This window comes from Bradyrhizobium australiense (assembly GCF_013114825.1).
GTDB classification, from domain to species: domain Bacteria; phylum Pseudomonadota; class Alphaproteobacteria; order Rhizobiales; family Xanthobacteraceae; genus Bradyrhizobium; species Bradyrhizobium australiense.
Genome location: NZ_JAAVLX010000007.1, coordinates 215,434 through 240,858 on the forward strand (window position 1 = coordinate 215,434; position 25,425 = coordinate 240,858).

Consider the following 25,425-nt stretch of genomic DNA (forward strand, 5'->3'; position numbering starts at 1 on the left):
GGCCGGCGCTTGAGTTGCTTCAACGAGGCACGCTGATCGGCGTTTCCTGCGCGCGCTCAGGACAATCCCTGCAAGCCATGCGTCGGCACGCCGATGCTGGACAGGCGCAGCAACCATTGAGGGAACCGGGCGCATGGCCCTTTCACCCGAAGCCGAACAAGTTCGCGAGAGGACCAATCGCGAGCTGATCGATCTATTGCACGAGGCAGGCGAGCATCTCCCGGCACCGGAGCAGGACGATTTCACGTCTTATTTCGACCGGTTCGGCCCTGCGAAAATCGTCATGCTCGGCGAAGCGACACATGGCACGTCAGAATTCTATCGGGCACGTGCCGCCATCACCCGCCAGTTGATCGAGCACCACGGCTTCAACATTGTCGCGATCGAGGCCGATTGGCCGGACGCAGCAGCGCTCGATCACCTCGTGCGACAATTGCCATCCGAGCCGCCCAAGGAGCGATCGTTCGAACGTTTTCCGACCTGGATGTGGCGCAATATCGAAATGAAGCAATTCATCGACCATCTGCGCTTCCGCAACGACGCGTGCGCTGCAGACTGCAGAGTCGAGTTCCGGGGACTCGACGTCTACAGCCTCAGCAGCTCCATTGCCGCTGTCATCGCGTACCTCGAACGCGTCGACCCGGAACGCGCCCGCGCGGCGCGTGAACGCTATTCCTGCTTAACGCCGTGGCAGGCAGACCCGGCCGGCTACGGACGCGCCGTGCTGTCCGGCCGCGACAACTGCGAAGACGAGGTGGTGGCTCAATTGCACGAGCTTCTGTCGCACCGGCTTTCACATCCGGAAGACGGCGGCGAGGCCTTCTTCAATGCCGCGCAGAATGCGCGGATCGTGCGCGCGGCCGAGCAGTATTACCGCATCATGTATCGCGGCTCGACCGAATCGTGGAACCTGCGCGACCGCCACATGTTCGACACGCTGCAATATGTGATGCAGCAACGCGGGCCGCAGGCGAAAGCGGTGGTCTGGGCCCACAACTCGCACATCGGCAACGCCGCGGCAACTTCGATGGGCTGGGCCGGCGAATTCAATATCGGCGAGCTCGTCCGCAACGCTTATGGCGACGAGGCTGTCTTGATCGGCTTCGGCACGGATCGCGGCACCGTGGCTGCGGCCTCCGATTGGGGCGGCGAGATGGAGATGAAGTCGGTTCGGCCGGCGCGCGATGACAGCTATGAATACCTGTTCCGCCGCACTGGTCTGGCGCGATCACTGACCGACTTGCGGCCGCCCGGCCGAGGCGAGCTGCGCGACAGGTTGACCGGCCCCAGGCTCGAGCGAGCCATTGGCGTCATCTATCGCCCCGAGACGGAGCTCCTCAGCCACTACTTCGAGGCAGTATTGCCTGAACAGTTCGACGCGTTCGTCTGGTTCGAGGAGACCAAGGCGGTGACACCGCTTGCGACACGAGCTGTAACGGGCGCGGCAGAGACCTATCCCTTTGGGTTCTGACCATGGCGAGTGCACGGGAACAGCTCAGTGAAGTCCTAATCGGTCCGCACCACCTTGCGGGCATTTTGGGCGTGCCTCACGATGCGGCCGGCATCGTGATCTTTGCGCATGGCAGCGGCAGCGGCCGTCTAAGCCCACGCAACAACCAGGTCGCAGCGGCTCTCCGTGAAGCCGGGTTTGCCACGCTGCTTCTTGATCTCCTCAGCCCCGCGGAGGAGCGGGACCGCGGCAACGTGTTCGATATCCCGCTGTTGGCATCGCGGCTTGCGGACGCCGCGGACTGGACCCGCGACAGGCCAGAGCTCGCGAAGTTTCCGATTGGCTATTTCGGCGCAAGTACCGGTGCAGCGGCCGCGCTGGTCGCGGCTGCCGACCGGCAGAACGTCGCTGCCGTGGTTTCGCGCGGCGGTCGTCCGGATTTGGCCGGCAATGCGCTACGCGCCGTCAGGGCGCCGACCCTGTTGATCGTAGGCGGAGCCGACCTGCCGGTGATTCCGCTCAACCGTTCGGCTTTTGCGGAGCTCTCTTGCGAGAAGGACCTCGTGATCGTGCCAAAAGCGACGCATTTGTTCGAAGAACCCGGCGCGCTCGAGCAGGTGACGCAATATGCCACGCGCTGGTTCCGCCAATTCCTGGCGTCGCCCCTCTCCGAGGAGGTGATCGATGCCGATACGGTTTTCAACGACCGGCAAGACGCCGGACGCCGGCTGGCATCGGCGCTCATGAAATTCAGGGATAGGGACGCGGTCGTGCTTGCGCTGCCCCGCGGCGGCGTGCCTGTCGCGTTCGAAGTTGCGCAAGCGCTGCACGCCCCGCTGGACGTAGCGCTCGTGCGCAAGATCGGCGCGCCGGGACATGAGGAGCTCGGGCTAGGCGCGGTCGTCGACGGCGCCCATCCACAAGTCGTCCTCAATGAAGACATCGTTCGCGAGATCGAGCCGGGCGCGGCGTACCTGAAAGCCGAGACTGCCCGCCAGCTCGCCGAAATCGAACGCCGCCGGCGCCTTTACCGCGACGATGATCCACCGCCAGAGATTGCCGGTCGCACGACCATCGTGGTCGACGACGGCATCGCCACCGGGGGGACCATGAAAGCCGTGCTGAGGGCGCTCGCAAGGGCGAAGCCAGGCCGTCTCGTCCTCGCGGTGCCGGTCGCGCCACGCGAGTCGCTTGACGATCTGAGTGCGGAGGCAGATGAGATCATTTGTCTCAAGAGCCCCGATCCGTTTTTTGCGGTCGGCATGCACTATAGGAATTTCGGCCAGACTTCGGATCAGGAAGTTACCGAGTTGTTACATCGTTCAAAGGCCAGTAGCCCGAACCCGCCGCGTGCGTGAGGAACTTGTGAGCAGCGGTTAGTGATGGTCTCCAAATTCCGTCGTGACCTTCTCGGCATCGGACGCCGACCCGGTCGAAGCCTCTTCCGCATCATGATCTCGCGGTGCCCGGCTCTGCCATCCTGCGGTGCTGTCGGGCCAAAACCGCGGCGGGAGTGACGTTGGCGACGGCGGACTGGATCTTGTTCTTAAGCCCAGTGACGACATCGCCTTCGCCAGATATCATCGCCTCAAAGCCCGCTCTTGCGACCTCGGCCGCGTCGTCCTTCTTCGCGGTGCCGACATAGGTATCCATCATGTCGGCGCGGCGGAAGAATTCCGTCTCGGTTGCACCGGGCATCAGGCAGGTGACGGTGATACCGCTACCGCGCAGCTCTTCCCGAATGGCGAACGAGAAGGAATCCAGAAACGCCTTCGTTCCGTTATAGACCGCCTGGAAGCTGCCCGGCATGAATCCAGCGATTGATCCGGTGATCAGGATGCGCCCGCTATTTCGCTGGCGCATACCGCTCCCGATGCGATGGATCAGATAGAGGGTGCCGGTGATGTTGGTGTCAACGACTCGCCTGATCCGGTTGAACTCCTGATCGAGGAACGCCCGGCCGAGACCCACGCCTGCATTCGCGAGCAAGGCGTCCACCGGACGTCCTCGCGAGGCGGCGCATAGCTGATCGACTCCTTCGAGGGTTGCGAGGTCGGCGTGGACTGAATCCACCGTCACCCCCAGTTTGCGCAGTTCGTCCGCCGCGGCCTCGATCGCGGGCTCATCCGCTGCAATGAGCAGATCAAAGCCGGCGCGCGCACAGCATCTTGCAAGTTCCAGTCCGATGCCGGTGGAAGCACCGGTGACCATCGCGAAGTATCTGTTGGCAGGCATCGCCGCCTCCTCAACTTGTGCGTTAATTGGGCGTTTGCCCTTCAATTGCCGCAGCGCCTGCTCGTTCCAATTCTCCGGGCGCAAAAATAGGAACCGGCCGCGATTTTGCGGCTTAGGTCTTTGGCCATTTGTACGCCGGAGCTCATTGGATGCGCGCCCTCACCTGGCACGGCAAAAACGACATCCGCTGCGATACCGTGCCCGACCCGAAGATCGAGCATGGACGCGACGTCGTCATCAAGGTGACGGCCTGCGCGATTTGCGGCTCCGACATCCACCTCTACGACGGCATCATGCCCAGCATGGAGAAGGGCGACGTGCTCGGACATGAGACCATGGGCGAGGTGGTCGAGGTGGGGCCGGAGATCAGGACGCTGAAGGCCGGCGACCGCGTCGTCGTACCGTTCACAATCGCATGCGGGGAATGCTTCTTCTGCAAGCGCGGCTTCTACTCAGGTTGCGAACGATCCAACCCGAACGCGAGAGCTGCGGAGAAACTGTGGGGGCATTCGCCCGCCGGACTGTTTGGCTATTCACATATGCTCGGCGGGTTTGCCGGTGGTCAGGCCGAGTATATGCGCGTGCCGTATGCCGATGTCGGACCGATCAAGGTTCCCGATGGTCTCACCGATGAACAGGTGCTGTTTCTCTCGGACATCTTCCCGACCGGCTACATGGCCGCCGAGTTCTGCAACCTCAAAGGCGGCGAGACGGTTGCGGTCTGGGGTTGCGGGCCGGTCGGCCAGATGGCGATCAAGAGCGCATTCCTGCTCGGCGCCGAGCGGGTGATCGCAATCGATACCGTGCCGGAGCGGCTGGCGCTGGCGCAAGCTTCCGGGGCCACTACACTCGATTTCAGGAACGAAGAGATCTACGACCGGATCCAGGAGCTGACCCAGGGCCGCGGTGCCGACGCCTGCATCGATGCGGTCGGCACCGAACCGGACATCCGCTCCGGCTTCGACGCGGTCGTCGATCGGGTCAAGGTCGCCACCTATCTCGGCACCGACAGTCCGCACGTTCTGCGCCAGGCCATTCATTGCTGCCGCAATTTTGGCGTGGTGTCGATCGTCGGCGTCTATGGCGGATTGCTGGACAAAATCCCGATGGGCTCAGCGATCAACCGCGGCCTCACTTTCCGTATGGCCCAGACACCAGTGCAGCACTATCTGCCAAAGCTGCTCGAGCGGATCACCAAAGGCGAGATTGATCCTTCCTTTGTCATCACCCACCGCGCCACGCTCGAACAGGGGCCGGAGCTGTACAAGATGTTTCGGGACAAGGAGAACGGCTGCATCAAAGTGGTGATGAAACCCTAGTGCAGCTTGAAGGCACCTTTGACGGACGTCCATCCGCTATCTCAGAGCATCAGCTTCGGTCGCGCTGGATCGCTGCGGCGGAGCTTGGCCTCCTCAGCAGCACGTTCTCGACCATCGTCAGCCAGCTCTTTGCTGCGCGCATCGGGCGCGATGCATGGGTCGACTGGATGACGGTCGCTGCGATACCCGCACGCGATTGGGCGCTCAGTGCCGAGCCTTTGTGGAGCGCGATGTTCGCGGGAATCGCCTTTCACCAATGGGCGGACTTTTCCTGGGCGATGGTGTTCTTCGGCGTACTCGGCCGCTGGACCGCGCAACTTCGCCCGCTCGCCATCCTGCTGCTCGCCCTGCTCTGGGCCGTCTTTTCGTCGGCGACGGAATGGCTCCTGCTGGTGCCGCTCATTCCATTCTGGCAGCCGCTGTTCACGCTTCGGCAGCCGTATTGGATCGGCCTCCTCGTTCACGGCGCATCAGCCCTCATATATCCGCTGTTTGCATGGCTGCGCTGGGCGCCCGGCTGCGCCCCGAACAGGGATATGCGCTTCGCCAAAGCGTGGGCGGCAGCGTCGGTGGCTGTGATCCTGCTGCTCGGCGGCATAGCGCTGTTGAGCGTTATCGGCCGCGAGTTGCCCTGGATCGGGCAGGACAGGGATGCGGACCAAACCTATATCCGCCACATGACCACACATCACGCCCAAGGGATCGAGCTTGCCAGTCTCGGCGCCGAGCGGGCCCGCGAACCGCATCTGCGCGCGCTCGCGAACCTGATGGTCGCGAGCCAAAGCGGCGAGAAGAGGATCTTCGAGAGCTGGTGGCAAAGCTGGTTCAAGGCGCCGATGCCGGATTGCACGGCGGATGAGCGCGCGACCATGCCGGGCTATCTGACGCCCGCGCAGATGCAGCAGGTCACGACTGCAGCAGCGGAGCAATTCGATGCGCAATTCACCGCCATGATGACCCTGCATCACAAGGGTGCCGTCAGGATGGCCGATCTGGCATGGCGCGGCCGCGGAGACTTTCGCTTGCGCATCATGGCGCACGCAATCCGACATGAGCAGCAAGGCGAGATCGCGCTCATGCAGAGGATGGAAGGAAGTGCGGCTGTTGCGACAGCGCTCCGCAACATGTTTGCCGATAATGTCAACTAGCCGACGTTCGCCGCCGATGGGCCGATCACCTTTCCAATCGAAGCGTACGGCTAGCCGTTCGGTTGCCGCCGGGGAACTCGCGCCGCCCGAAGAATGTTAGTGGCGTGAAGGTCCTGCCCTCTCAAAGCAAACGATAGCCATGAACATTGTTTCAGTTTCACCCGTTGCGCGGACCATGCGTGCGGCTGTTCTGCGCGGGCCGGGCCTGGCCCGCGTCGAGACGGTACGTCGGCCAGAGCCGACAGCTAATCAGGTACGCATCCGCTTGGAGGGCTGTGGCGTTTGCGCGTCCAACCTCGCGGTCTGGGCAGGTCCGCAATGGGCGACGTTTCCCACGGAACCCGGCGGCCTCGGCCACGAAGGCTGGGGCATCGTCGATGCCGTTGGCGAGAACGTCACGGGTGTATCGATTGGCGAACGGGTGGCCGCGCTGTCCTATCACAGCTATGCCGAATATGATCTGGCGGATGCAAGTGCTGTGGTGCAGATCCCCGTAACGCTCCATGAACAACCGTTTCCAGGCGAACCACTCGGTTGCGCCATGAACATCTTTCGGCGGAGCGAAATCAGCGCGAGACAGACGGTAGCGATTGTCGGAATAGGGTTTCTCGGCGCTATCCTGACGAGCCTGGCCGCCAGTGCCGGCGCCAACGTCATCGCCCTCTCCAGACGACCGTTTGCGCTCGAAATGGCCCGCCGAATGGGAGCAGCCGAGACCATTCAGATCGACAACAAATCCAGCTCCATCGAGCAGGCAAAAACGCTCAATGGGGGTGAGCTCTGCGATCGCGTGATCGAGGCGACCGGCAAGCAGTGGCCGCTGGATCTGGCCGCGGAGCTCACGCGCGAGCGCGGCCGCCTGATCGTCGCAGGCTATCATCAGGACGGACCGCGGCAGGTGAACATGCAGCTTTGGAATTGGCGCGGAATTGACGTGATCAATGCCCATGAGCGCGATCCACAGATCTACATGCACGGCATTCGCGACGCCGTGGATATCGTCGCTGCGGGCCAGCTCGATCCGAGCCCGCTGTATACGCACAGCTTTCCTCTCGACCGCCTGGGCGACGCCCTCGACGCCACACGCGATCGTCCGGATGGTTTTCTCAAAGCCCTGGTGACATGCACATGACGCAGGTGTCGATCGAAAGTAGCCGCGCACCCGCAACGACGCGCCCGCGCGTCGGCTTTCTCGGCATAGGGTGGATCGGACACCATCGCATGAGAGCGATCGCCGAAGCGGATGTGGTCGAGATCGCTGCTATTGCAGATACCGCCGATGCGATGATTGCACAGGCGGCGCCGCTTGCGCCCGACGCGAAAGCGCTTTCGACATTCGAAGAGCTTCTGGACCAGGACATCGACGGCGTCGTCATTGCAACGCCAACAGCACTTCATGCCGAGCAATCTATCCGCGCACTCGCCCGCGGCAAAGCGGTGTTTTGCCAGAAGCCGCTGGGACGCACGGCTGAAGAAGTCCGCGCGGTGATCGATACGGCGCGCTCGGCAAATCGGCTGCTCGCAGTCGACCTTTCGTACCGATCTACCGAGGCCATGCGCCAGATCCGGCGATTGGTGCACAATGGCGAGCTCGGACATGTCTACGCGGTGGAACTGACCTTCCATAATGCCTATGGGCCGGACAAGCCGTGGTTCTACGACCCGGCGCTGGCGGGCGGCGGTTGCGCGATCGATCTGGGAGTTCACCTTGTCGACCTGGCGCTATGGGTGCTTGATTTCCCGAAGGTCGCGCGCACCTCGTCACGGCTGTTTGCCAACGGCCAGTTGCTTTCCACGCAGGCCAAGCGCGCCGAAGACTACGCACTCGCTACCATCGACCTGGAAACCGGGGCGGCCGTGCATCTCACCTGCTCGTGGCGGCTGCCGGCCGGGCGCGATGCCGTGATTTCCGCGGCCTTCTACGGCACGCGCGGCGGCGCCGCGATGCGGAACATCAATGGGTCGTTCTATGATTTTGCTGCCGAACTCTATCGCGGAACGGCAAGTGAAACCCTCGCCGCCCCGCCGGATGCGTGGTTCGGACGCGCCGCCGTCGAGTGGGCGCGGGCGCTCGCTGCGGGAACGGGCTTCGATCCTTCCGTCGAAAGATGTGCCGAGGTGGCGGCGGTGCTGGACCAGATTTACGGCAGGTGAGCCCTTGCTTGCAGCTACGCCACGTCTGGCGGACGTGCTTCATCGGAGCTTCAGGATGCGAACGGTCTCGCCATCCAGTCCGATGTTGCCATCGCCGATGCCGATTTCCTCTCCGGTCAAGAGATCGCTCAAGCTTCCGCCGGATAGCTTTTCGACAACGTCACGCGCAATCGACACATCTACGGGCGATTTGCCGTAGTTCAGGAGCACCAGCACGTCCTCTGAAGGCTCGCCGGCCCCTCGCAAATAGGCCAGCACGTTCTGGCCGTCGGCGACATCCAGCATGCGGATTTCGCGCGATCGCAGCGCGGCGTGCTCGCGGCGAAGTGCGATCAGCCGCTGGTACCAATGCTGCAGTCCGTAATCGTCATCCCATGCGATCTGGTGGGCGTCCCTGTACGGCTCGTAGGCTGCACCGACCTCCTCGCCCGTATAGATACCGGGAATGCCGGGCAGCGTCAGCAGCATGGCCGCAGCGACGCGGGTGCGGCCAACTCCGTAGCGTGAGCGGAAACGCGGGCCCGTGTCATTGTTCTGCAGAAACCGGAATACCAGGACCTCGCCTGAGGCCGATGCTTCGATCGCAGAACGCAGCCGTCGCGCTGTGTTCGGTTCGTCCTCGAAGGCGTCGCGCCAGGCCCATTCGCCAAGCTTCCCGGTCCAGTCATAGGCTGCATCAAACCCGTATCGGCCGTAATAGGGGTCGCGCGCGGAAGCCTCGGCAAGCAGAAACAGATCTGGCTTGATACGCTTGAGTTCCACACGCCAACGGGGCCAGAACTCCGGCGCCCGCTGCTTCGGGCCCCATGCGGCATCGACGCGAAAGCCGTCCACATCGAATTCGCGCACCCAATATGCGAAGGCCTCGACAACCAGGCGCTGTACCTCCGGATTGGCGTAGTTGAGATTCTTCAGATTTCTCCAATCGAAGTAGTGCTCGGCCTTGCCGTCCCTCCCGCGCGCGAAGAAGCTGAAGTAAGGTGACGAGCGCTCGTGTCGCACAGCATCTGCGAAATAGACGTGCTGATCCGACAAATGGTTGGGCACGAAGTCGATGATCACGCGGATCCCGCGCGCGTGGGCGGCCTGGACCAGTTCGCGCAGCTTCCGTTCATCGCCAAGGCTCTGCCGGATCCGAAAATAGTCCGTCACGGCGTAACCGAAGTCGTCCGGCGGGCTTTCGGTAATCGGCGAAAGCCACAGCGCCGTGACCCCGAGTTCCCTGAGCTGATCGAGGCGCGCGGCGACATCGGCAAGGCCGCGAGGGCCGAACAACGTGGGCACAACGCCATATACGACGGCGCGGTCGATCCAGGTGGCGTGATCATGGCCGGCGTCAACGGTTCGCAAAATCCCGCCCTGCGCACGAAGCATCACGGTCGCCTCGTCGGTGCGGCCGCTGCCGTCCGTGACCTTGACCGTGACGTAATATTCGCCGTCCGGCGGCACGTCGAAGAGCTCGATGCGCGCGCCGCTCGCCGGCAATCCAGCAAGCGGTGCCGGATTGTCATCGCGCGCTCGCCATTCGTACGCGGCGATCGCGCTGCCGCGGACCGGCGCAGGCGCGCTTCGTTGCGCACCCAGCGTGAGGCCCCTGCCGTTCTCGGATATCTCGACCAGTGCCGTCGGCGTGTTGTGGAGCCGGACATTCCAGCTCTGCTGTGCCGACCCGCGCTCGATGCCGTCTTGCCGACATTCGGCCCTGACCTGATTGTCACCAGGCTGAAGCGAAATCCGGGCGTGAGCCTGGCCTCGCCCGGCCGGCAGCGTGACGGCCGAGCCGGGTGAGGTCACCACAATTTGATCGCAGCGCCCTTCAGGGACGGTGATGTCGACCGATTTGAAAAAATCCCACGTGTCGCCGCCAGCGGTGCCGAATGAGACGGGAACCTGATCCGCAGCACCCGTCAACAACAGGGCCGCGCCGAGCAGTCCGGCACGTATCAGATGCAGGTACATGTTAGACGCAATTTTTGGGGGCGCTGCTCTCACCAGCGTTCGCGGCCGAACGTCATTGGCCGAGATTTTCATCCACTATCTCGAGGGACAGGCGCGGAATAGTCCGTAAACTCGGTTCCATCAAGGCGTGCCGATGGATCGACCTTTGGCGATCAGGCCCCACGCCTCTGTCCGACCCTTGCCAGCAGGCGCCAAAGCGTTCCCCTCCAAGTTTTCCTCTCAAGCCAACAGTCATGATTGGCCCCCGTAAGCGGCGGTAATCATGGAAGCGGGCAGGAAAAACGTGGGGGTGCCCGCCGGCGCGGCACCCAGGGGCGATCAGCACCCATCAGGTGACCGGGCCAGCTTGGAACCGTCGACTGGCAGGCCCTTACTACTGGGCAGATGACCGATTGACGAACTTGTGAAACCGGCTCAGCTGACCCGACTCGGTCCGATCCTGATGCAGGAATGCAAGATCTTCCTTGTCGAACTTCTCGAAGAACTCATCCCACCCGATCGGTTCCAGACTTTCGTCGCGCGGTTCGAAGTCGAGGCGAAGCACACCCGGCTCGTCACCCTCCTTCGTTCGTTTTACGGTGGCCGGCGTGCCGCCACGTTCCTCGGCCCAGCGCCTAATACTCTCATGGTTCGTCGTAGTTTTACCATTGGACATAGCTCGTCTCCTCGCTCACGTCCCTTCTCGAATCCCGTCTGGTGCGCGGGCGTCGCTACAATCTAATTCGATGACGGCAGCAAGCGTTCCAGACACCAAATCACCTGGTGGAAGTTACGTCTAACGCCTCTGGTCCACCGTGCTTGTTATCCTGCTGCTGTCAGCATCTTCATCATCGCCCTTTGTCGACCGTCCTCCTCCTCATCATCTTCATCATCATCATCATCTTCTTCATCCCGTCGCCGTCATCAGCATCATCTTCTTCCGATCATCTCCAGGAAGAGATCGATCGACTCGACCAAGCAGGAACAAACAATCGCACAGCCGCATTACGGATTGCAGAAACTGTCTCCAGCGACATGGCCTGCAATGCAACAGACATCCCCCTCTAAAAAGGTTCGCGTCGGCATCGTCGGTGTTGGCAACTGCGCTTCCTCATTCGTGCAAGGCCTCACCCACTATGCCGATGCCCGCACCAACGAGCCGCTTGCGGGCCTGATGAATATCGACCTCGGCGGCTATCACATCCGGGATGTCGAGATAGCGTCAGCGTTCGATGTGAACGCGAAAAAGGTCGGGCGGGATGTCTCGGAAGCAATCTACGCTGCACCCAACAACACGTTCCGGTTCGCCAACGCTAGACTTACCGGCACCACCGTCGAGCGTGGCCCGACGATGGACGGGCTGGGCCGTTATCTTCGTGAAGAGATCGAGGAATCGGACCTGCCGGTGGTTGACGTCGCCGAGCGCCTGGCAACCACACGCACCGATGTGCTCGTCTCCTATCTCCCCGTCGGCTCGCAGCGCGCCAGCGAATGGTACGCAAACTGCGCGCTTGAGGCCGGATGCGCCTTCGTCAATTGCATCCCCGTGTTCATTGCGTCCAATCCGCTCTGGCGCAGCAAGTTCGAAAGCCGCGGACTTCCTCTCATAGGCGACGATATAAAGAGCCAGGTTGGCGCAACCATTCTGCATCGCATGCTGGTCAATCTCTTTCGCGAGCGCGGTGTTCGACTGGATCGCACCTACCAGCTCAATTTCGGCGGAAACTCCGATTTCAGGAATATGCTCGAACGCGAGCGTCTGGAATCGAAGAAGATCTCAAAAACCCAATCCGTACTCAGCCAACTCGACGTGCCGCTGCCCGATGGCGGTATTCATGTCGGTCCGAGCGACCACGTCCCGTGGCTCGCCGATCGCAAGTGGGCCTACATCCGGCTGGAGGGCACCACCTTTGGCGACGTTCCGCTCAATCTCGAGATGAAGCTTGAGGTCTGGGATTCGCCCAACTCCGCGGGTGTGGTCATTGACGCCGTGCGTTGCGCCAAGCTTGCGATCGATCGCGGCATTGGCGGAGCCCTGGTAGGCCCGTCGAGCTATTTCATGAAGTCACCGCCACAACAGTTTTCGGACCATGAGGCTCGCGAGAGAACTCTGGGCTTCATCGCAGGGACGAGTTGAGCCGGATTCCGCCATGACAAAATTTTCGCTGATCAGACACGGGGTTCATGATGTCGTCGATCACATCCTGGTCGGGCGCATGGCGAGCGTGCGACTGAACAGCCGAGGGCGCGATCAGGCCCGGCGGATCGCCGATACCTTCGGCAGCAGCGATATCGGGTCGGTGCACTCAAGCCCCCAGACGCGGGCGCTGGAAACGGCAGAACCGCTGGCGCAGCGGCTCGGACTTGCCGTCCAAATCTTCGCCGGCATCGACGAACTGGACGCCGGGGACTGGACCGGGCGCTCCTTCACCTCGCTCAATGACGACCCCCTATGGGATCTGTGGAACACGAAGCGCGGTCGCGTTCGCCCGCCGAAGGGTGAAAGCATGCTGGAGCTACAGGTGCGCGCCGTTGACCATCTGAACAAGGTCGCAGCGTCGCTGCCGGACGGCCATATCGCCTTGTGCAGCCATGCCGAAGTCATCCGCGCCATCGTTCTGCATGCTCTGAGGCTGCCGCTGGACGACTATCACCGCCTCGATATCGCTCCCGCTACGATCAGCACCATCTCAATCGATCGAGGCGGCACTGAAGTCATTGCATTGAACCAGCCGGTCGTATCATGAAGCTCGTTATCTTCGGTCTCACATTCAGTTCGTCATGGGGCAACGGTCATGCCACGCTCTGGCGCGGGCTATGTTCTGCACTGATCCGGCAAGGACACGAGGTCGTCTTCTTTGAGCGCGACACGCCTTACTATGCGATAAACCGCGACCTCTTCGCCCTGCCAGGCGGCGAACTCGTCATCTACCCCGACTGGAGCTCCGTCCAGTCGAAGGCCCTGCGCGAAGTACGTGAGGCAGACGCTGCGATTGTGACATCGTATGCCGCTGACGCCCTGGCCGCCGCCGACCTCATCATTTCCGCAGGCCGGACACTCAGTGTCTTCTATGATCTCGATACGCCGGTCACGTTATCGCGGCTCCGTCGCGGCGATACGATCCCCTATATCGGCGTACGAGGGCTCGCAGATTTCGATCTCGTCCTGAGCTACACCGGTGGCGCGGCACTTGATGCGCTTCGCGACGAGCTCGGCGCGCGTCAGGTCGTTCCGCTTTACGGTCACGTCGATCCGGACGTGCATCGCCCTCTCGAAGCGGCATCCCTGCGCCAGTTCGCTTTGTCATACCTTGGGACCTATTCCGCAGATCGACAGGATGCTCTCGATGCGCTGTTCACCGCTCCCGCAAGAGCGCGACCTGACCTTCGTTTCGTGATCGGCGGCGCACAATATCCGCAGGACTATCCCTGGTGTCCGAACATCTTCTTCGTTCATCACCTGCCTCCGACCGATCACCCGGCATTCTATGCGTCGTCTCGCCTCACGCTGAACGTGACCCGCCGACCCATGGCCGATCTGGGCTGGTGCCCGTCCGGACGGTTGTTCGAAGCCACTGCCTGCGGCGTGCCGGTTCTTTCCGACGCCTGGGCAGGGCTGGAGACATTCTTCACACCCGGGGATGAAATCCTGGTTGCTCGCGATACTGCCGACGCGCTTGCCGCGATCGAGCTTTCAGACGCGGAACTCGATCGCGTGGCCAGGGCCGCGCGCGAGCATACGCTTGCCGCGCACACGTCGGAGCAGCGGGCTTACGAACTGATCGCCACGGTGTCCAAGACACTGATCTCGCCAACGCGTGAAATGGAGCAGGTTTAGCCATGTGGGGTATCGTGCCCGCAGCAGGACGTGGAAGCCGGATCCAGCCGCTTGCATTCTCGAAGGAGTTGCTGCCGGTCGGCAGTCGCACCGAAGGCGGCATCGAGCGCCCCTGCGCCGTCAGCGAGTATCTCGTCGAGCGCATGGTTTGCGGCGGCGCGGACAGGATCTGCTTCGTCATCTCTCCCGGAAAATCCGACATCATGGAGTATTTCGGGGCGAGCTACGGCTCGACGCCGATCGTGTATGTGGTGCAGGAACAGCCGGTCGGACTTTGCGACGCGGTGTTTGCTGCGCGGCCGATCGTCGACTGCAACGCACCTGTCGTCGTCGGCCTGCCGGACACCGTCTGGTTTCCTGAAGACGGGCTGGCCGAACTGCCCAACGACGTTCTGTCTTTCCTGCTGTTTCCGGTCGAACGGCCCGAATTCTTCGACGCCGTTGTTCTCGATCAAGACCAGGTGCGGGAAATCCAGGTCAAGCAGCCCCACCCCGACTCGAACTGGATCTGGGGTGCCTTCAAGATGCCGGGAGACGTGTTCGAAGAGCTTAGGCAGCTCTGGCTGGTGCGAAACCGAACGGACGAATATTTCGGCACGCTGGTGAATGCCTACCTCGCGCAGGGAGGTAAGGCCGCCGCGGTGAAGGCAGGCCAGGCTTATGTCGACGTCGGGACCCTGCATGGCTATCGAGCCGCCATAAGCCTGCTCGAGGATATCAGGGGCAAGTCGCCATCGGACAGCGGCATTGCCGCGGCACTGCCTCATATGCGGCGTGACAACAACTCGCTTGCACACGAGGTGCGGACGTGATGAGCAACCGGCAATTGACGACGGAAGACATCCGGCTGCGGATCGAGCAGCTCGGGCCATGGTTCCACAACCTCGAACTCGGGGGCGTCAGCACGGCGCCAACGCATTTTCTCGGCGACTACCCATCGGTTAAGTGGCGCCGGTTTGCGCAGGCAATCGTACCGGAGATCGAAGGCCACACCGTTCTCGATATTGGCTGTAATGCCGGCTTCTATTCGCTCGAAATGAAGCGGCGCGGAGCTACACGCGTGCTCGGCATCGATACGGATGAAGACTATCTGCGCCAGGCGCGCTTTGCTGCGGAAGTCAGCAGCCTCGAAATCGAATTTCGCAATGTCTCCGTGTACGATGTCGGGACGCTTGGAGAACGGTTCGATATCGTGCTGTTTCTCGGTGTGCTCTACCATTTGCGTCATCCCCTGCTCGCGCTGGATCTGATCCATGAACATGCGGCAGGCGATCTGCTCGTTTTTCAATCGATGCTGCGCGGCAGCGCCGAGGTGGAGCAGTTGAAGCAGGATTATGGATTCTGGGAAGACGATCACTTCAACCGCCCCGGTTATCCCAAACTGCACTTCGTGGAACATCGATACGCCGACGATCCAACCAACTGGTGGATCCCGAACAACGCCAGCGTCGAGGCGATGCTGCGCAGCAGTGGGTTCGAGATAGAGCTGCACCCCGAGAACGAAGTCTATATCTGCCGGCGGACCGAGGCCCCTCCGGGCGCTGGCGCGGCCTATCCGAAGAGAGGTCGCTCGACATGATTGAAGCGGTGATGATCTGGAACGAGCCGAACAACAAGTCGCATTGGGATCCCGAGATCGACCCCAACTGGGACCTGTTCGCTGAGACGGCGATCGGCGCCGGCAAGGCGATAGAACGGGTCAATCCATCATTGCCACGTGTGCTCGGAGGCATCTCTCCGATCGATCCGGCTTTCATTGCAAACATGATGGGAAAGGGCGTGCTCGACCATGTCGATGCAGTGGCCGTGCACGGTTTTCCGCTCGACTGGAATCTTTGGCAGATCGACGAATGGCCGGCCAAGATTCAGGAAATCAAAGCGGTCACCGATCTGCCGGTCTGGGTGTCGGAAGTTGGCGTATCGAGTTTTGGCGCCGAGGAGGTGCAGGCTTGGGGACTTGATCGCACGGCGCAACTGCTGATCGGGCAAGCGCCGCGCATTCACTGGTACAGCCTTTATGATCTGCCGCGCGCGTGGCCGGCCACGACGCGGCACAAGGAGGCCGAGGGATCCTCCTACTACCGTCATTTTGCGATGGGCCTGTTGCGGGAGGATGGATCGCCCAAGATGGCGGCGGAGCGCTTCCCGCGCCACGCACCTGCACTTGGCATCTGCCAGTGGTTTCACTTTGAGGATCATCGGCTGTGCGAAGCCGTGGCGTGGATGAGACGGCTGGGGGTCCGGAGCCTGCGGACCGGCCTCTCCTGGGCCGACAGCTTTCGCCCGAATGCGCTCGACTGGTTCGATCGGCAAATGGAAGCGCTTTCGGAGTTCGACGTTACGATCACCTATTGTTTTACGCCGGAACATCGCGGCATCGCACCACACCACACGAGCGCGCCTCAGGTGCCGGAGGAGTTCGCCGAATTCTGCGCCGCGATGACCGAGCGCTATGCGCCGCCGCAAATTGCCGGGACTCCAGTCGCCGAACAGACGGAAGCCGCACAATGACCGCCACGGCAGTCACCGAGCGACATGCAGCGCCACAACGTGCGGCGGGCAAGGCACTGCTGCAAATTCTGGTCGATCCCAATCGCGCTCACGCCGCGGCAGATCACGTCGCCGTCATCGTCGCCCACCCCGACGATGAAACCATCGGCTGTGGGGCTCAGCTTCACCGACTTGATAACGTGACCGTCGTGGTCGCGACAAACGGCGCACCGCGTGACGGCGCAGATGCCCGGGCGCACGGCTATGCCAGCCCGACCGCTTATGCGGCCGCCCGCGAGCGCGAGCTTTGCAACGCGCTGGTTCTGGCGAATCTGCCGGCAAGCAGGATCGTCGAGCTCGGCTTTTCCGATCAGACCACCGCGTTTCGTCTCGCCGATCTCACGCGCGCAATCATTGTTCTCGTTGCGGCGCGCGACATCAAGGTCGTTCTCTCGCACGCGTTCGAAGGAGGACACCCGGATCATGACGCCACGGCGTTCGCGGTGCATGCGGTTGCCGCTATAAGACGGCGCCATGGACAGGCGCTCGATGTGATCGAGATGCCATTCTATCACCGGAAAGACCACGGCTGGACGACGCAACGCTTTTCGCGCCATCCGAGACAGCCCGCCATCGCGGTCCGGCTGAATGCGGCGGAACGAGACTGGAAGCGCCGCATGGTTGCGGCGCACACGACCCAGCGCGCAACCCTGTCGGCCTTCGATTCCGACGTCGAACGCTTCCGATTAGCACCAGCCTACGATTTCCACTCGCTGCCCAACCGGGGAAAGCTGCTCTACGAGCAGTACAATTGGGGGCTCACCGGTAAATCCTGGCTCATGCTGTCCCGTTCAGCGATGAACGAACTTGGCCTAGTAGGCGAACGATGGTTCTGACGGTACTCAATGTCGCCTATCCCTTTGCTCCGGTCGGCCCCAATTCGGTTGGCGGTGCGGAGCAAGTGGTTCATCAGCTCGACAAGGCGCTGGTGGATTCCGGTCATCGTTCGATCCTGATCGCGTGCGAGGGATCTCAGGCGGCCGGCATTCACATATCGGTTCCTCGCGTATCGCGCGATTTGCATCAGGTCGAGATCGAGGCTGCGCAGGGTCGACACCGCCACGCCCTCGCGCGCGCGCTTGCGCGCTGGCCGATCGATATCGTCCATCTGCATGGCATCGACTTTCATGCCTACCTGCCACGGGACGGCCCCCCTGTGCTGGTGACCCTCCATCTCCCGATCGATTGGTATCCGGGGGAATCTCTCAGCCCGCGTCGGCCGAATGTGTGGTTCAACTGCGTCTCGCGATCTCAGCATGCGGCCTCGGCGCCCAATCCGCACATGCTGGCTCCTATCGAAAATGGAGTTGCGGACCATTTCTTTGCCGCCGGCGGCGCAAAGCGCAATTTTGCTCTGATGCTCGCGCGCATATGTCCGGAAAAAGGCGTCCATCTTGCCATCGAGGCGGCCAAGCGAGCAGACCTGCCGCTTTTTATCTGCGGCGAAGTCTTTCCCTATGCGGCGCATCAGCGGTACTTCGAAACGACCGTCAAACCGGCGCTGGATCGCCTGCGGCGCTTCATCGGGCCCGTCGGCCTCGCGCGCAAACGCCGCCTGCTCGCGATGGCCAGATGCGTGCTCATACCCTCTCTTGCGCCCGAGACAAGTTCTCTGGTCGCGCGCGAGGCGCTTGCGTGCGGCACACCGGTGATCGCATCTGCCCGCGGCGCGCTTGCAGAAGCCGTCGAACATGGCCGGACCGGCTTTCTCGTTCACGATGAAGTCGAGATGGCCAAGGCTCTCACGGAGGTCTCGGCGCTTGATGGCGAGATCTGCCGCCGTTCGGCACGTCAGCGATTTTCACTCGAGCGGATGAACAAGAGCTATCTGTCGGTCTATGGATGGCTTGGCCGAATTTCGTTGTCAGGTGCGGCATGACGGCGCCGTTCACCTGTCGCGTGATCACGGACGTATCCGAGCTTGCGGCGCTCGCGCCGGATTGGTGGGAGTTGTGGCGGCAATCGCCGACCGCGACGCCGTTCCAGTCGCCAGCGTGGTTACTCTCGTGGTGGAACAATCTTTCGGACGGCGACGCTTGCGTTCTCGCGGTTCACTTCGATCGGCGGCTGGTCGGACTCGCACCATTCTGCTGCGAACGCCGCTCACGCGGACGGTTTGCTCGGCTGATGGGATTTCCCGTGACCGACTATCACGATTTTCTGATCGCCCCCAAGCTTGAGGAGCCCATACTGGCACTGCTGAGTTCACGTCTGGAGGACGTCGACTTCTGGGACGTCATGGAACTCGCGGAGCTGCCGCCCGACGCACACGCGCTCCGGTTGGCGATCCCACGCGGCTGCAACGTGACTAGCGCGCGCGCCAGTGCCTGTCCGGTCTTAGACTTGCCAAGCACGCCTGACGAGCTGCCGGGGATATTGCCGCCAAGAAAGCGTCGCGCACTTCGCACCGCCCACAATCGCGCCGAGCGGCGCGGCTCGCTGCAGGTCAGGGCAGCCGACCGCAGCTCCGCCTTCGATATGTTCGAGTCACTTGTTGCGCTTCACCGGCATCGCTGGAGCTCGCGCGGAGAGCCGGGCGTTCTTGCCGATTCCCATGTGCAGCAATTTCACCGCGACGCATTGCCGGGCCTGGCGGCCGCCAATCTGCTGCGCCTCTATCTCCTGCAAATCGACGACCACCCCGCGGCAGCCTATTACGGTTTTATGCACCGCAATCAGGCTTATGGGTACCTCACGGGGTTCGACCCCGCCTACGCCTTCGAATCTCCCAGCGTGGTCCTCCTCGGATACGTTATCGCGGAGTCGATCTGCGAAGGCGCGCACAAATTCCACTTTCTTCGCGGCCGGGAGCCATACAAATATGGATGGGGCGCACGTGATTGCTTGAACACATACCGCGTGTTTCACCGCATTGGTGTCAATAGCCATGACATCACACGACAAGCCTGACGATCATATCGCCGGACGCCTGCTCGAACCTGCCCTTCGCGGGGCGTACGGCCGCACGCCTGAAAACGTGGCGTTAGCGCAGGTATTGATGGCCGCCTCTTGTGCCGAGGAGGCCGACCGGGCACTCGATGCGGCAATCCGCCATATCCGCTCCGCTCCGCATGAGCGCAGCGAAGCCGCAAGCCGGCTCCAGCGCATGCGCGCGCTCTGGGATCAGACGCCCGATGCATTTGCAAACATAAAGGCCGTCATGCACTCGCTCGACCACCCTGGCGCTCGCGATCCGCACCCGTCACCAGAAACATGGGCCACGATATTTGATGACGCCGTCGGCGTTTCGCGCGAAGCAAGCGTCGCGCTCTATTGCCTTGGCCGCGCGGATCTGTTGCGTGCTGCGACCGATGAAATCGTTGAACGCATCCGCGCGTGGAATTTGCTGCGGGCCGACGCCTTTGTGCTCGATGTCGGTTGCGGCAGCGGACGTATCGTCGAGGCGCTGGCCCGCCACGTCAAAACGGCAATCGGGATCGATGTTTCGATGCACATGCTTCAGGCTGCGCGCGAGTGCTGCGCCGCTTGCGGCAATACCGTCTTCGTTCGCACCTCCGGACAAGACCTGTCGGCCTTCCCGGACGAGTCCATCGACCTGGTTTGTGCCATCGATGTCTTTCCCTATTTCGTGATGTCCGATCTCGCGCAGCGCCACATCTGCGAGATGGCGCGCGTGCTGCGCCGCGACGCCCACCTGCTCATCCTGAACTATGCCTACAGCGACGATCCGACAGCGAGCGGGAACGAACTGCGGCGTTTCGCGCAGGAAGCGGGACTGAGCGTGCGGCACAGCGCGACCCGGGAATTCTCCCTCTGGGACGGCACGTGTTTCCTGCTGCGGAAATCGAGCCAGCAGGAACGTTCGATATGATTCGGAGTTGGCCCGCAATTGCGGTGCGAAAGGAGAAGTGACGATGGCTCGCGCTCTTGTCCTGGTACTTGATTCCGTCGGTATCGGTGCCGCTCCGGACGCAGCCCGTTATGGCGACGAGGGCGCCGACACCATAGGTCACATCGCCGAGGTCTGCGCACATGGCCAAGCCGATCGCGCATCCCTGCGCGCAGGTCCGCTTCGGCTACCGAACCTGGTGGAACTTGGGCTCGGAGAGGCGTCCCGACTTTCGACCGGCTGCGTGCCGCCCGGACTGCAGAGCGATACGCAGCCAATCGGACGGTATGGCTGCGCTGCGGAAATCTCGAAGGGGAAAGACACGCCGTCGGGTCACTGGGAATTGGCGGGCGTGCCGGTCCTGTTTGACTGGGGCTATTTCCCCCGCGAAGTTCCGTGCTTCGCCCCGAAGCTCATTTCGGCATTGTGCCAGCAGGCCAATCTGCCCGGAATTCTCGGCAACTGCCACGCGTCCGGCACCGAAATCATCGCGAAGCTGGGCGAAGAGCACATCACGTCGGGCAAGCCGATTTGTTACACGTCGGCCGACAGCGTCTTTCAGATTGCCGCGCATGAGGACACCTTTGGACTTGAGCGGCTCTACGAGCTCTGTACCGTCGCCCGGCGGCTGGTCGATCCACTTCGGATCGGGCGGGTCATCGCTCGGCCATTCGTGGGCTCGTCGGCCGGGGATTTCGTTCGCACCGGAAACCGGCGCGACTACTCCGTTCCACCGCCTCGCCCGACGATCCTCGACCGAGCGACGCAGGCTGGCCGCTGCGTCTTTAGCGTCGGCAAGATCGGCGACATATTTGCGCACTGCGGCACTGGACGCGTGCTCAAGGCCAACGGCAACGCCGCATTGTTTGACCGCACGCTTGAAGGACTATCCGCCCTGCCGGAAGGCGGACTACTATTTGCAAATTTCATCGATTTCGACAGCCTTCATGGCCATCGCCGTGATCCGGCCGGATACGCCGCCGCGCTGGAGGCTTTCGATGCCCGCATCCCGGAGATCCGCCGGATGATGCGCGAGGACGATCTCCTGGTTATCACCGCTGATCACGGTTGCGATCCCACCTGGCGGGGCACCGATCATACGCGTGAGCAGGTTCCCGTGCTGCTGTTTGGACCATCGCTGTCAGCCGGACCGATCGGCCGCCGCGAGACCTTCGCCGACGTCGCTGCCGCGATAGACGAACATCTGGCGCTGGCCTCGGCGTCGGCGTCGGCGGGAACCGGACGCGACATGCTGCACAGTAGAGCGCCTGCGCTCTGACGAGTCTCGACGCGACTAGCACATGGTCGCGCGACGGTACCCAGTCGCCGTTCGGCGGCTTCGCCCGCCTCTACCATTGGAGAAGGCCTAGACTTCACGAATTCAGGAACAAACAAATTTTCCCCGCGTTCGACCGACGTGCGCGCTTCGCGAACCCAATGTCGGCTTCACGACAGAGCGTACCGATCACAGGATCAGAACATTTTCCGTGATGGCGGCATTCGGGTCCGCCGAGACTAGCAACAGCCGTTTCGGGAGAGACGATGTCAAAGCGCATTTTGATAACCGGGGGTGCCGGTTTTATCGGCTCCCACTTAACCGACCTTCTGCTTTCGTCCGGCTACTCGGTGCGGGTTTTGGATGCGCTTGCCTCGCAGGTTCACCGAGACGGCACGCCTCCGAACTATCTTGACAAGGAAGCAGAACTGATTGTCGGCGATATCAGAAACAGAAGCGATGTCGACCGAGCCCTTGCTGGCATGGATGCCGTCATTCACCTCGCCGCCGCAGTGGGCGTCGGTCAGAGCATGTACGAGATTTCCTCATACACGAGCACCAACGATCTCGGCACGGCCGTGCTTCTCGAAGCGCTCGCCTCGAAGCCGGTCGAGAAGCTCGTTTGCGCCTCTTCGATGAGCATCTACGGCGAGGGTCTCGCCAGGCGCAACGACGGAACGACTGTCGCGCCGCAGCAGCGTCCCGTCGAACAACTCCGTCGCGGCATCTGGGATGTGCTGGACAGCGATGGCACACCACTGACGCCGCTGCCAACTCCCGAAAGCAAGCAGCCCTCGCTGAGCTCGATCTATGCGCTCGGCAAGTACAATCAGGAGCGCCAGTGCCTGATCATCGGCGGGGCCTATGGCATTCCGACCGTGGCGCTGCGCTTCTTCAATGTCTACGGACCGCGGCAGTCGCTTTCGAACCCATACACCGGAGTGCTCTCGATCTTTGCATCGCGGCTGCTCAACAACCGCCCGCCCCTGATATTCGAGGACGGCAACCAGTGCCGGGATTTTGTTCATGTGCAGGACGTCGCAGAGGCGTGCAAGCTGGCGCTGGAATGCCGCGAAGGCGCCGACGACGTTTACAATATCGGCTCGGGCGAATGCCGGACCATCAGCTCCGTCGCCAGCGACCTGGCCCGCGTGACGGGGCGGCCGCGCATCGCGCCGCAGGTGACCGGAAAATACCGCGCGGGCGATATCCGCCATTGCGTTGCCGACATCGACAAGGCCCGCAGTCGGCTCGGCTACGTCCCGAAAGTCGATTTCGAGAACGGGCTTGCCCGGCTCGCGCAATGGCTCGCTGGTCAAGCGGCCGTCGATTCGGTTGAGGCGGCTACGCGCGAGCTGGAGGACCGGGGGCTCGTAGCATGACCTTCGCCAGTCCCAACATCAAGAACACTTCCGAACGCATCCTGGTAACCGGCGGCTGCGGATTTCTTGGCTGCAACATCGCCGCCGGACTGGCCGCACGCGGGCGCAGCGTCGTGGCAATGGACAACCTGTCACGACGCGGATCCGAAGAGAACGCGGAGTGGCTGAGGCAGCGATACGGTAACCGTGTTTCGATCGAGATCGCCGATACGCGAGACACGAACGCCGTCAACGCATTGGCTTCGGCGAGCACCGCCGTCATGCACCTCGCTGCCCAGGTGGCGGTCACCACCAGCCTTGAGGACCCGATTTCGGATTTCGAGATCAACGGGCGCGGCACCCTCAACGTCCTGGAGGCGATACGTCGGCACAATCCACGCGCGCCCGTCATCTTCGCATCGACCAACAAGGTCTACGGCAAGTTGCTCGATCCATCCGAGGTGCGTCGCGTCGACGGCCGTTATGTGCCCGATGAGGCGCGGTTTGCGCATGGCGTGGCCGAGGACACCCTGCTCGATCTGTACAGTCCCTACGGATGTTCGAAGGGCGTTGCGGATCAGTATGTCCGGGACTACGCGCGCGTGTTCGCCTTGCGCTCGGTCGTGCTGCGGATGAGCTGCGTGTACGGCCCGCACCAGTTTGGCAATGAGGACCAGGGCTGGATCGCGCACTTTCTGCTCCAGGCCATTCGGCGGCGGCCGATTACGATCTACGGCGACGGTCACCAGGTCCGCGATGCGCTGTTTGTCGATGACGCCGTCAATGCCTGGATCGCAGCGCTCGACAACATCAACGGCATTTCCGGCCGGATCTTCAATCTGGGCGGCGGTCCATCCAACGCGATCAGCCTGCGGGACGTGCTCGGGCTCATTACCGAATTACGCGATGATCGGCCGGATGTCCGCTATGCTGCTTGGCGTCCCGGTGACCAGCCGTGGTACGTCTCCGACATCCGCGCGGTATCGCAGGCGGTCGAGTGGGAACCACAAGTCTCGGTACCGCAGGGTCTGCACCTTATCGAGCGCTGGCTGGACAGCCAAGTCAGCGCTAGCGGCGCCTCGACCTCTGAACTGCTGGAGGCCCGGATATGACGGCCGCAGTTTTCCGCATGGCACGCAGAACTCTCGCGGAGTTGAGGCCATGACTCCACCGTGTCGAGGATTCCGTGTCTTGATGACGACCGACGCCGTCGGCGGCGTTTGGGTCTACGCCTCGACGCTTGCGCGCGCGCTGTGTCAAATGGGAATGGAAGTATCGTTGGTGACGCTGGGTCCCGCGCCTCGCGACGATCAACTCGAGACCATTGCCGGCATTTCCGGCCTGACACTTGAAATCACCGATCTTGCGCTCGAGTGGCTTGATCCCGAGGGGCGGGATTTTCATCGTGCCGCCGACCGGCTGGCCGCAATCGAGAATCGCGTGGAGCCGGATGTCGTGCATCTCAACAGCTATCGCGAGGCGACGAGCATCTGGCGTGCCCCCGTTCTCGTTATCGCCCATTCCTGTGTACGTTCCTGGTGGCTTGCCTGTCGCGGCGAGGAGCCGACGGAGCCGCGCTGGTTCGACTACATAGCCAACGTTCATGCGGGGCTGTCCGCCGCGGATCGGTGGATTGCACCGACGCGGAGCTTTCGCGACAATATAACCGAGCTTTACCAGCCGGAAAGTGCCGGCCTGGTGATCCATAACGGAGTAGAGGAGCACGCTTCCCGCACAAGGAAGCAGCCATTCATCCTCGCTGCCGGCCGGCAATGGGACGAGGCCAAGAACCTGTCAATACTGGCCGACATCGCGCCACGTCTGGCTTGGCCGATCCGGACCAATGGACCTCTGGGCATTGGCCGCGAAGATCGGCATGGGGAAAGCTCAGCGGAGTTATCCCATGCCGCGTTGCTCGAAACGATGCGGCGCGCCTCGGTGCTGGCGTCGCCTGCCGTGTACGAGCCGTTCGGACTTGCCGTGCTCGAGGCAGCGACGGCGGGTTGCGCGCTCGTTTTGTCGGACATTCCATCGTTTCGCGAGCTTTGGGACGGAGCGGCGCTGTTTGTGGAGCCACGCGATCGGGACGAGTGGCAGGCCGTACTCGCCTGCCTGACCCACAACGACGCCCTTCGGCATGACCTGCAGAAGCGTGCGGCGCTAAGGGCGCGCCGTTATCGGCTAAAAATAGCGGCCGATGCATATGCCGGACTGTATCGCGAACTCGCAGGCAGCGCCCACGCTGCCGCGCCGCGGCCCCACAAACAGCTGGCCGAGGTGCAATCATGAAATTCGTGATGTTCTAT

General features: G+C 62.4%; 23 protein-coding genes. 20 read left to right on the plus strand and 3 right to left on the minus strand.

All coding sequences use genetic code 11. The annotated features are described in order from the left end of the window. The first annotated feature begins 133 nt into the window (after positions 1 to 133). Entirely contained in the window at positions 134 to 1,471 is a 1,338-nt protein-coding gene (locus HCN58_RS21535; protein WP_171581401.1) for an erythromycin esterase family protein, read from the plus strand. Between the two features lie 2 nt (positions 1,472 to 1,473). Further along, positions 1,474 to 2,808 (plus strand): phosphoribosyltransferase family protein, encoded by a 1,335-nt coding sequence (locus HCN58_RS37145; protein WP_311966849.1) that lies wholly within the window; start codon positions 1,474 to 1,476, stop codon positions 2,806 to 2,808. 91 nt (positions 2,809 to 2,899) lie between these two features. On the opposite strand, the gene HCN58_RS21550 is transcribed toward HCN58_RS37145, so the two are convergent. After that, positions 2,900 to 3,685 carry an SDR family NAD(P)-dependent oxidoreductase gene (locus tag HCN58_RS21550; RefSeq protein WP_171581402.1) on the minus strand — a complete coding sequence of 262 codons (786 nt, stop codon included), beginning with the start codon at positions 3,683 to 3,685 and terminating at the stop codon, positions 2,900 to 2,902. A gap of 149 nt (positions 3,686 to 3,834) precedes the next feature. Here HCN58_RS21550 and HCN58_RS21555 point away from each other — a divergent pair, with 149 nt between their 5' ends. The 4 genes from HCN58_RS21555 (at position 3,835) to HCN58_RS21570 (ending at position 8,306) form a co-directional block, all read left to right on the plus strand. After that, complete coding sequence (locus HCN58_RS21555; protein ID WP_171581403.1) at positions 3,835 to 5,004, plus strand: zinc-dependent alcohol dehydrogenase; 1,170 nt, start codon at positions 3,835 to 3,837, stop codon at positions 5,002 to 5,004. Continuing rightward, on the plus strand, positions 5,004 to 6,152 hold the full coding sequence (locus HCN58_RS37150; protein WP_171581404.1) for a DUF305 domain-containing protein: 1,149 nt from the start codon (positions 5,004 to 5,006) through the stop codon (positions 6,150 to 6,152). Before HCN58_RS21555 ends, HCN58_RS37150 begins: the two co-directional genes overlap by 1 nt. Positions 6,153 to 6,291: 139 nt before the next feature. Beyond that, a complete protein-coding gene (locus HCN58_RS21565) occupies positions 6,292 to 7,284 on the plus strand; it encodes an MDR/zinc-dependent alcohol dehydrogenase-like family protein (protein WP_171581405.1) in 993 nt (330 codons plus the stop codon). Beyond that, positions 7,281 to 8,306 carry a Gfo/Idh/MocA family protein gene (locus HCN58_RS21570; protein ID WP_171581406.1) on the plus strand — a complete coding sequence of 342 codons (1,026 nt, stop codon included), beginning with the start codon at positions 7,281 to 7,283 and terminating at the stop codon, positions 8,304 to 8,306. Before HCN58_RS21565 ends, HCN58_RS21570 begins: the two co-directional genes overlap by 4 nt. A gap of 39 nt (positions 8,307 to 8,345) precedes the next feature. On the opposite strand, the gene HCN58_RS21575 is transcribed toward HCN58_RS21570, so the two are convergent. Together HCN58_RS21575 and HCN58_RS21580 are read right to left on the minus strand one after the other, a co-directional pair. After that, positions 8,346 to 10,265, minus strand: coding sequence for an alpha-amylase family glycosyl hydrolase (locus HCN58_RS21575; RefSeq protein WP_171581407.1), 1,920 nt, complete (start codon positions 10,263 to 10,265; stop codon positions 8,346 to 8,348). Positions 10,266 to 10,638: 373 nt separating this feature from the next. Continuing rightward, positions 10,639 to 10,920 carry a hypothetical protein gene (locus tag HCN58_RS21580; RefSeq protein ID WP_171581408.1) on the minus strand — a complete coding sequence of 94 codons (282 nt, stop codon included), beginning with the start codon at positions 10,918 to 10,920 and terminating at the stop codon, positions 10,639 to 10,641. Positions 10,921 to 11,289: 369 nt separating this feature from the next. Between HCN58_RS21580 and HCN58_RS21585 the strand changes: the two genes are divergently transcribed. The 14 genes from HCN58_RS21585 to HCN58_RS21650 all read left to right on the plus strand — a co-directional run bounded on the left by HCN58_RS21585 (position 11,290) and on the right by HCN58_RS21650 (position 25,408). After that, complete coding sequence (locus HCN58_RS21585) at positions 11,290 to 12,381, plus strand: inositol-3-phosphate synthase (protein WP_171581409.1); 1,092 nt, start codon at positions 11,290 to 11,292, stop codon at positions 12,379 to 12,381. Positions 12,382 to 12,394: 13 nt separating this feature from the next. Beyond that, positions 12,395 to 12,991, plus strand: coding sequence for a histidine phosphatase family protein (locus tag HCN58_RS21590; RefSeq protein ID WP_171581410.1), 597 nt, complete (start codon positions 12,395 to 12,397; stop codon positions 12,989 to 12,991). After that, positions 12,988 to 14,082 carry a CgeB family protein gene (locus HCN58_RS21595; protein ID WP_171581411.1) on the plus strand — a complete coding sequence of 365 codons (1,095 nt, stop codon included), beginning with the start codon at positions 12,988 to 12,990 and terminating at the stop codon, positions 14,080 to 14,082. The genes HCN58_RS21590 and HCN58_RS21595 overlap by 4 nt, the downstream gene beginning before the upstream one ends. Positions 14,083 to 14,084: 2 nt before the next feature. After that, positions 14,085 to 14,894, plus strand: coding sequence for a nucleotidyltransferase family protein (locus HCN58_RS21600; protein ID WP_171581412.1), 810 nt, complete (start codon positions 14,085 to 14,087; stop codon positions 14,892 to 14,894). Then, entirely contained in the window at positions 14,894 to 15,661 is a 768-nt protein-coding gene (locus HCN58_RS21605) for a TIGR04290 family methyltransferase (protein ID WP_171581413.1), read from the plus strand. Before HCN58_RS21600 ends, HCN58_RS21605 begins: the two co-directional genes overlap by 1 nt. Beyond that, positions 15,658 to 16,593 carry a glycoside hydrolase 5 family protein gene (locus HCN58_RS21610; RefSeq protein ID WP_171581414.1) on the plus strand — a complete coding sequence of 312 codons (936 nt, stop codon included), beginning with the start codon at positions 15,658 to 15,660 and terminating at the stop codon, positions 16,591 to 16,593. The genes HCN58_RS21605 and HCN58_RS21610 overlap by 4 nt, the downstream gene beginning before the upstream one ends. After that, positions 16,590 to 17,468: a PIG-L deacetylase family protein gene (locus HCN58_RS21615; RefSeq protein WP_171581415.1), complete on the plus strand. Its 879-nt coding sequence runs from the start codon at positions 16,590 to 16,592 to the stop codon at positions 17,466 to 17,468. Before HCN58_RS21610 ends, HCN58_RS21615 begins: the two co-directional genes overlap by 4 nt. Then, positions 17,459 to 18,511, plus strand: coding sequence for a glycosyltransferase family 4 protein (locus HCN58_RS21620; RefSeq protein WP_171581416.1), 1,053 nt, complete (start codon positions 17,459 to 17,461; stop codon positions 18,509 to 18,511). The genes HCN58_RS21615 and HCN58_RS21620 overlap by 10 nt, the downstream gene beginning before the upstream one ends. Next, a complete protein-coding gene (locus HCN58_RS21625; protein ID WP_171581417.1) occupies positions 18,508 to 19,542 on the plus strand; it encodes a GNAT family N-acetyltransferase in 1,035 nt (344 codons plus the stop codon). Before HCN58_RS21620 ends, HCN58_RS21625 begins: the two co-directional genes overlap by 4 nt. Further along, complete coding sequence (locus tag HCN58_RS21630; protein ID WP_171581418.1) at positions 19,520 to 20,464, plus strand: class I SAM-dependent methyltransferase; 945 nt, start codon at positions 19,520 to 19,522, stop codon at positions 20,462 to 20,464. The genes HCN58_RS21625 and HCN58_RS21630 overlap by 23 nt, the downstream gene beginning before the upstream one ends. A gap of 43 nt (positions 20,465 to 20,507) precedes the next feature. Beyond that, the gene (locus HCN58_RS21635) at positions 20,508 to 21,761 is read left to right on the plus strand and encodes a phosphopentomutase (RefSeq protein WP_171581419.1); all 1,254 of its coding nucleotides are present in this window, start codon (positions 20,508 to 20,510) and stop codon (positions 21,759 to 21,761) included. Positions 21,762 to 22,024: 263 nt separating this feature from the next. Then, positions 22,025 to 23,140 (plus strand): NAD-dependent epimerase/dehydratase family protein, encoded by a 1,116-nt coding sequence (locus tag HCN58_RS21640; protein ID WP_171581420.1) that lies wholly within the window; start codon positions 22,025 to 22,027, stop codon positions 23,138 to 23,140. After that, positions 23,137 to 24,231: an NAD-dependent epimerase/dehydratase family protein gene (locus HCN58_RS21645; protein ID WP_171581421.1), complete on the plus strand. Its 1,095-nt coding sequence runs from the start codon at positions 23,137 to 23,139 to the stop codon at positions 24,229 to 24,231. Before HCN58_RS21640 ends, HCN58_RS21645 begins: the two co-directional genes overlap by 4 nt. 82 nt (positions 24,232 to 24,313) lie before the next feature. Then, positions 24,314 to 25,408 (plus strand): glycosyltransferase family 4 protein, encoded by a 1,095-nt coding sequence (locus tag HCN58_RS21650; protein WP_235983782.1) that lies wholly within the window; start codon positions 24,314 to 24,316, stop codon positions 25,406 to 25,408. The last annotated feature ends 17 nt before the right edge of the window (positions 25,409 to 25,425 follow it).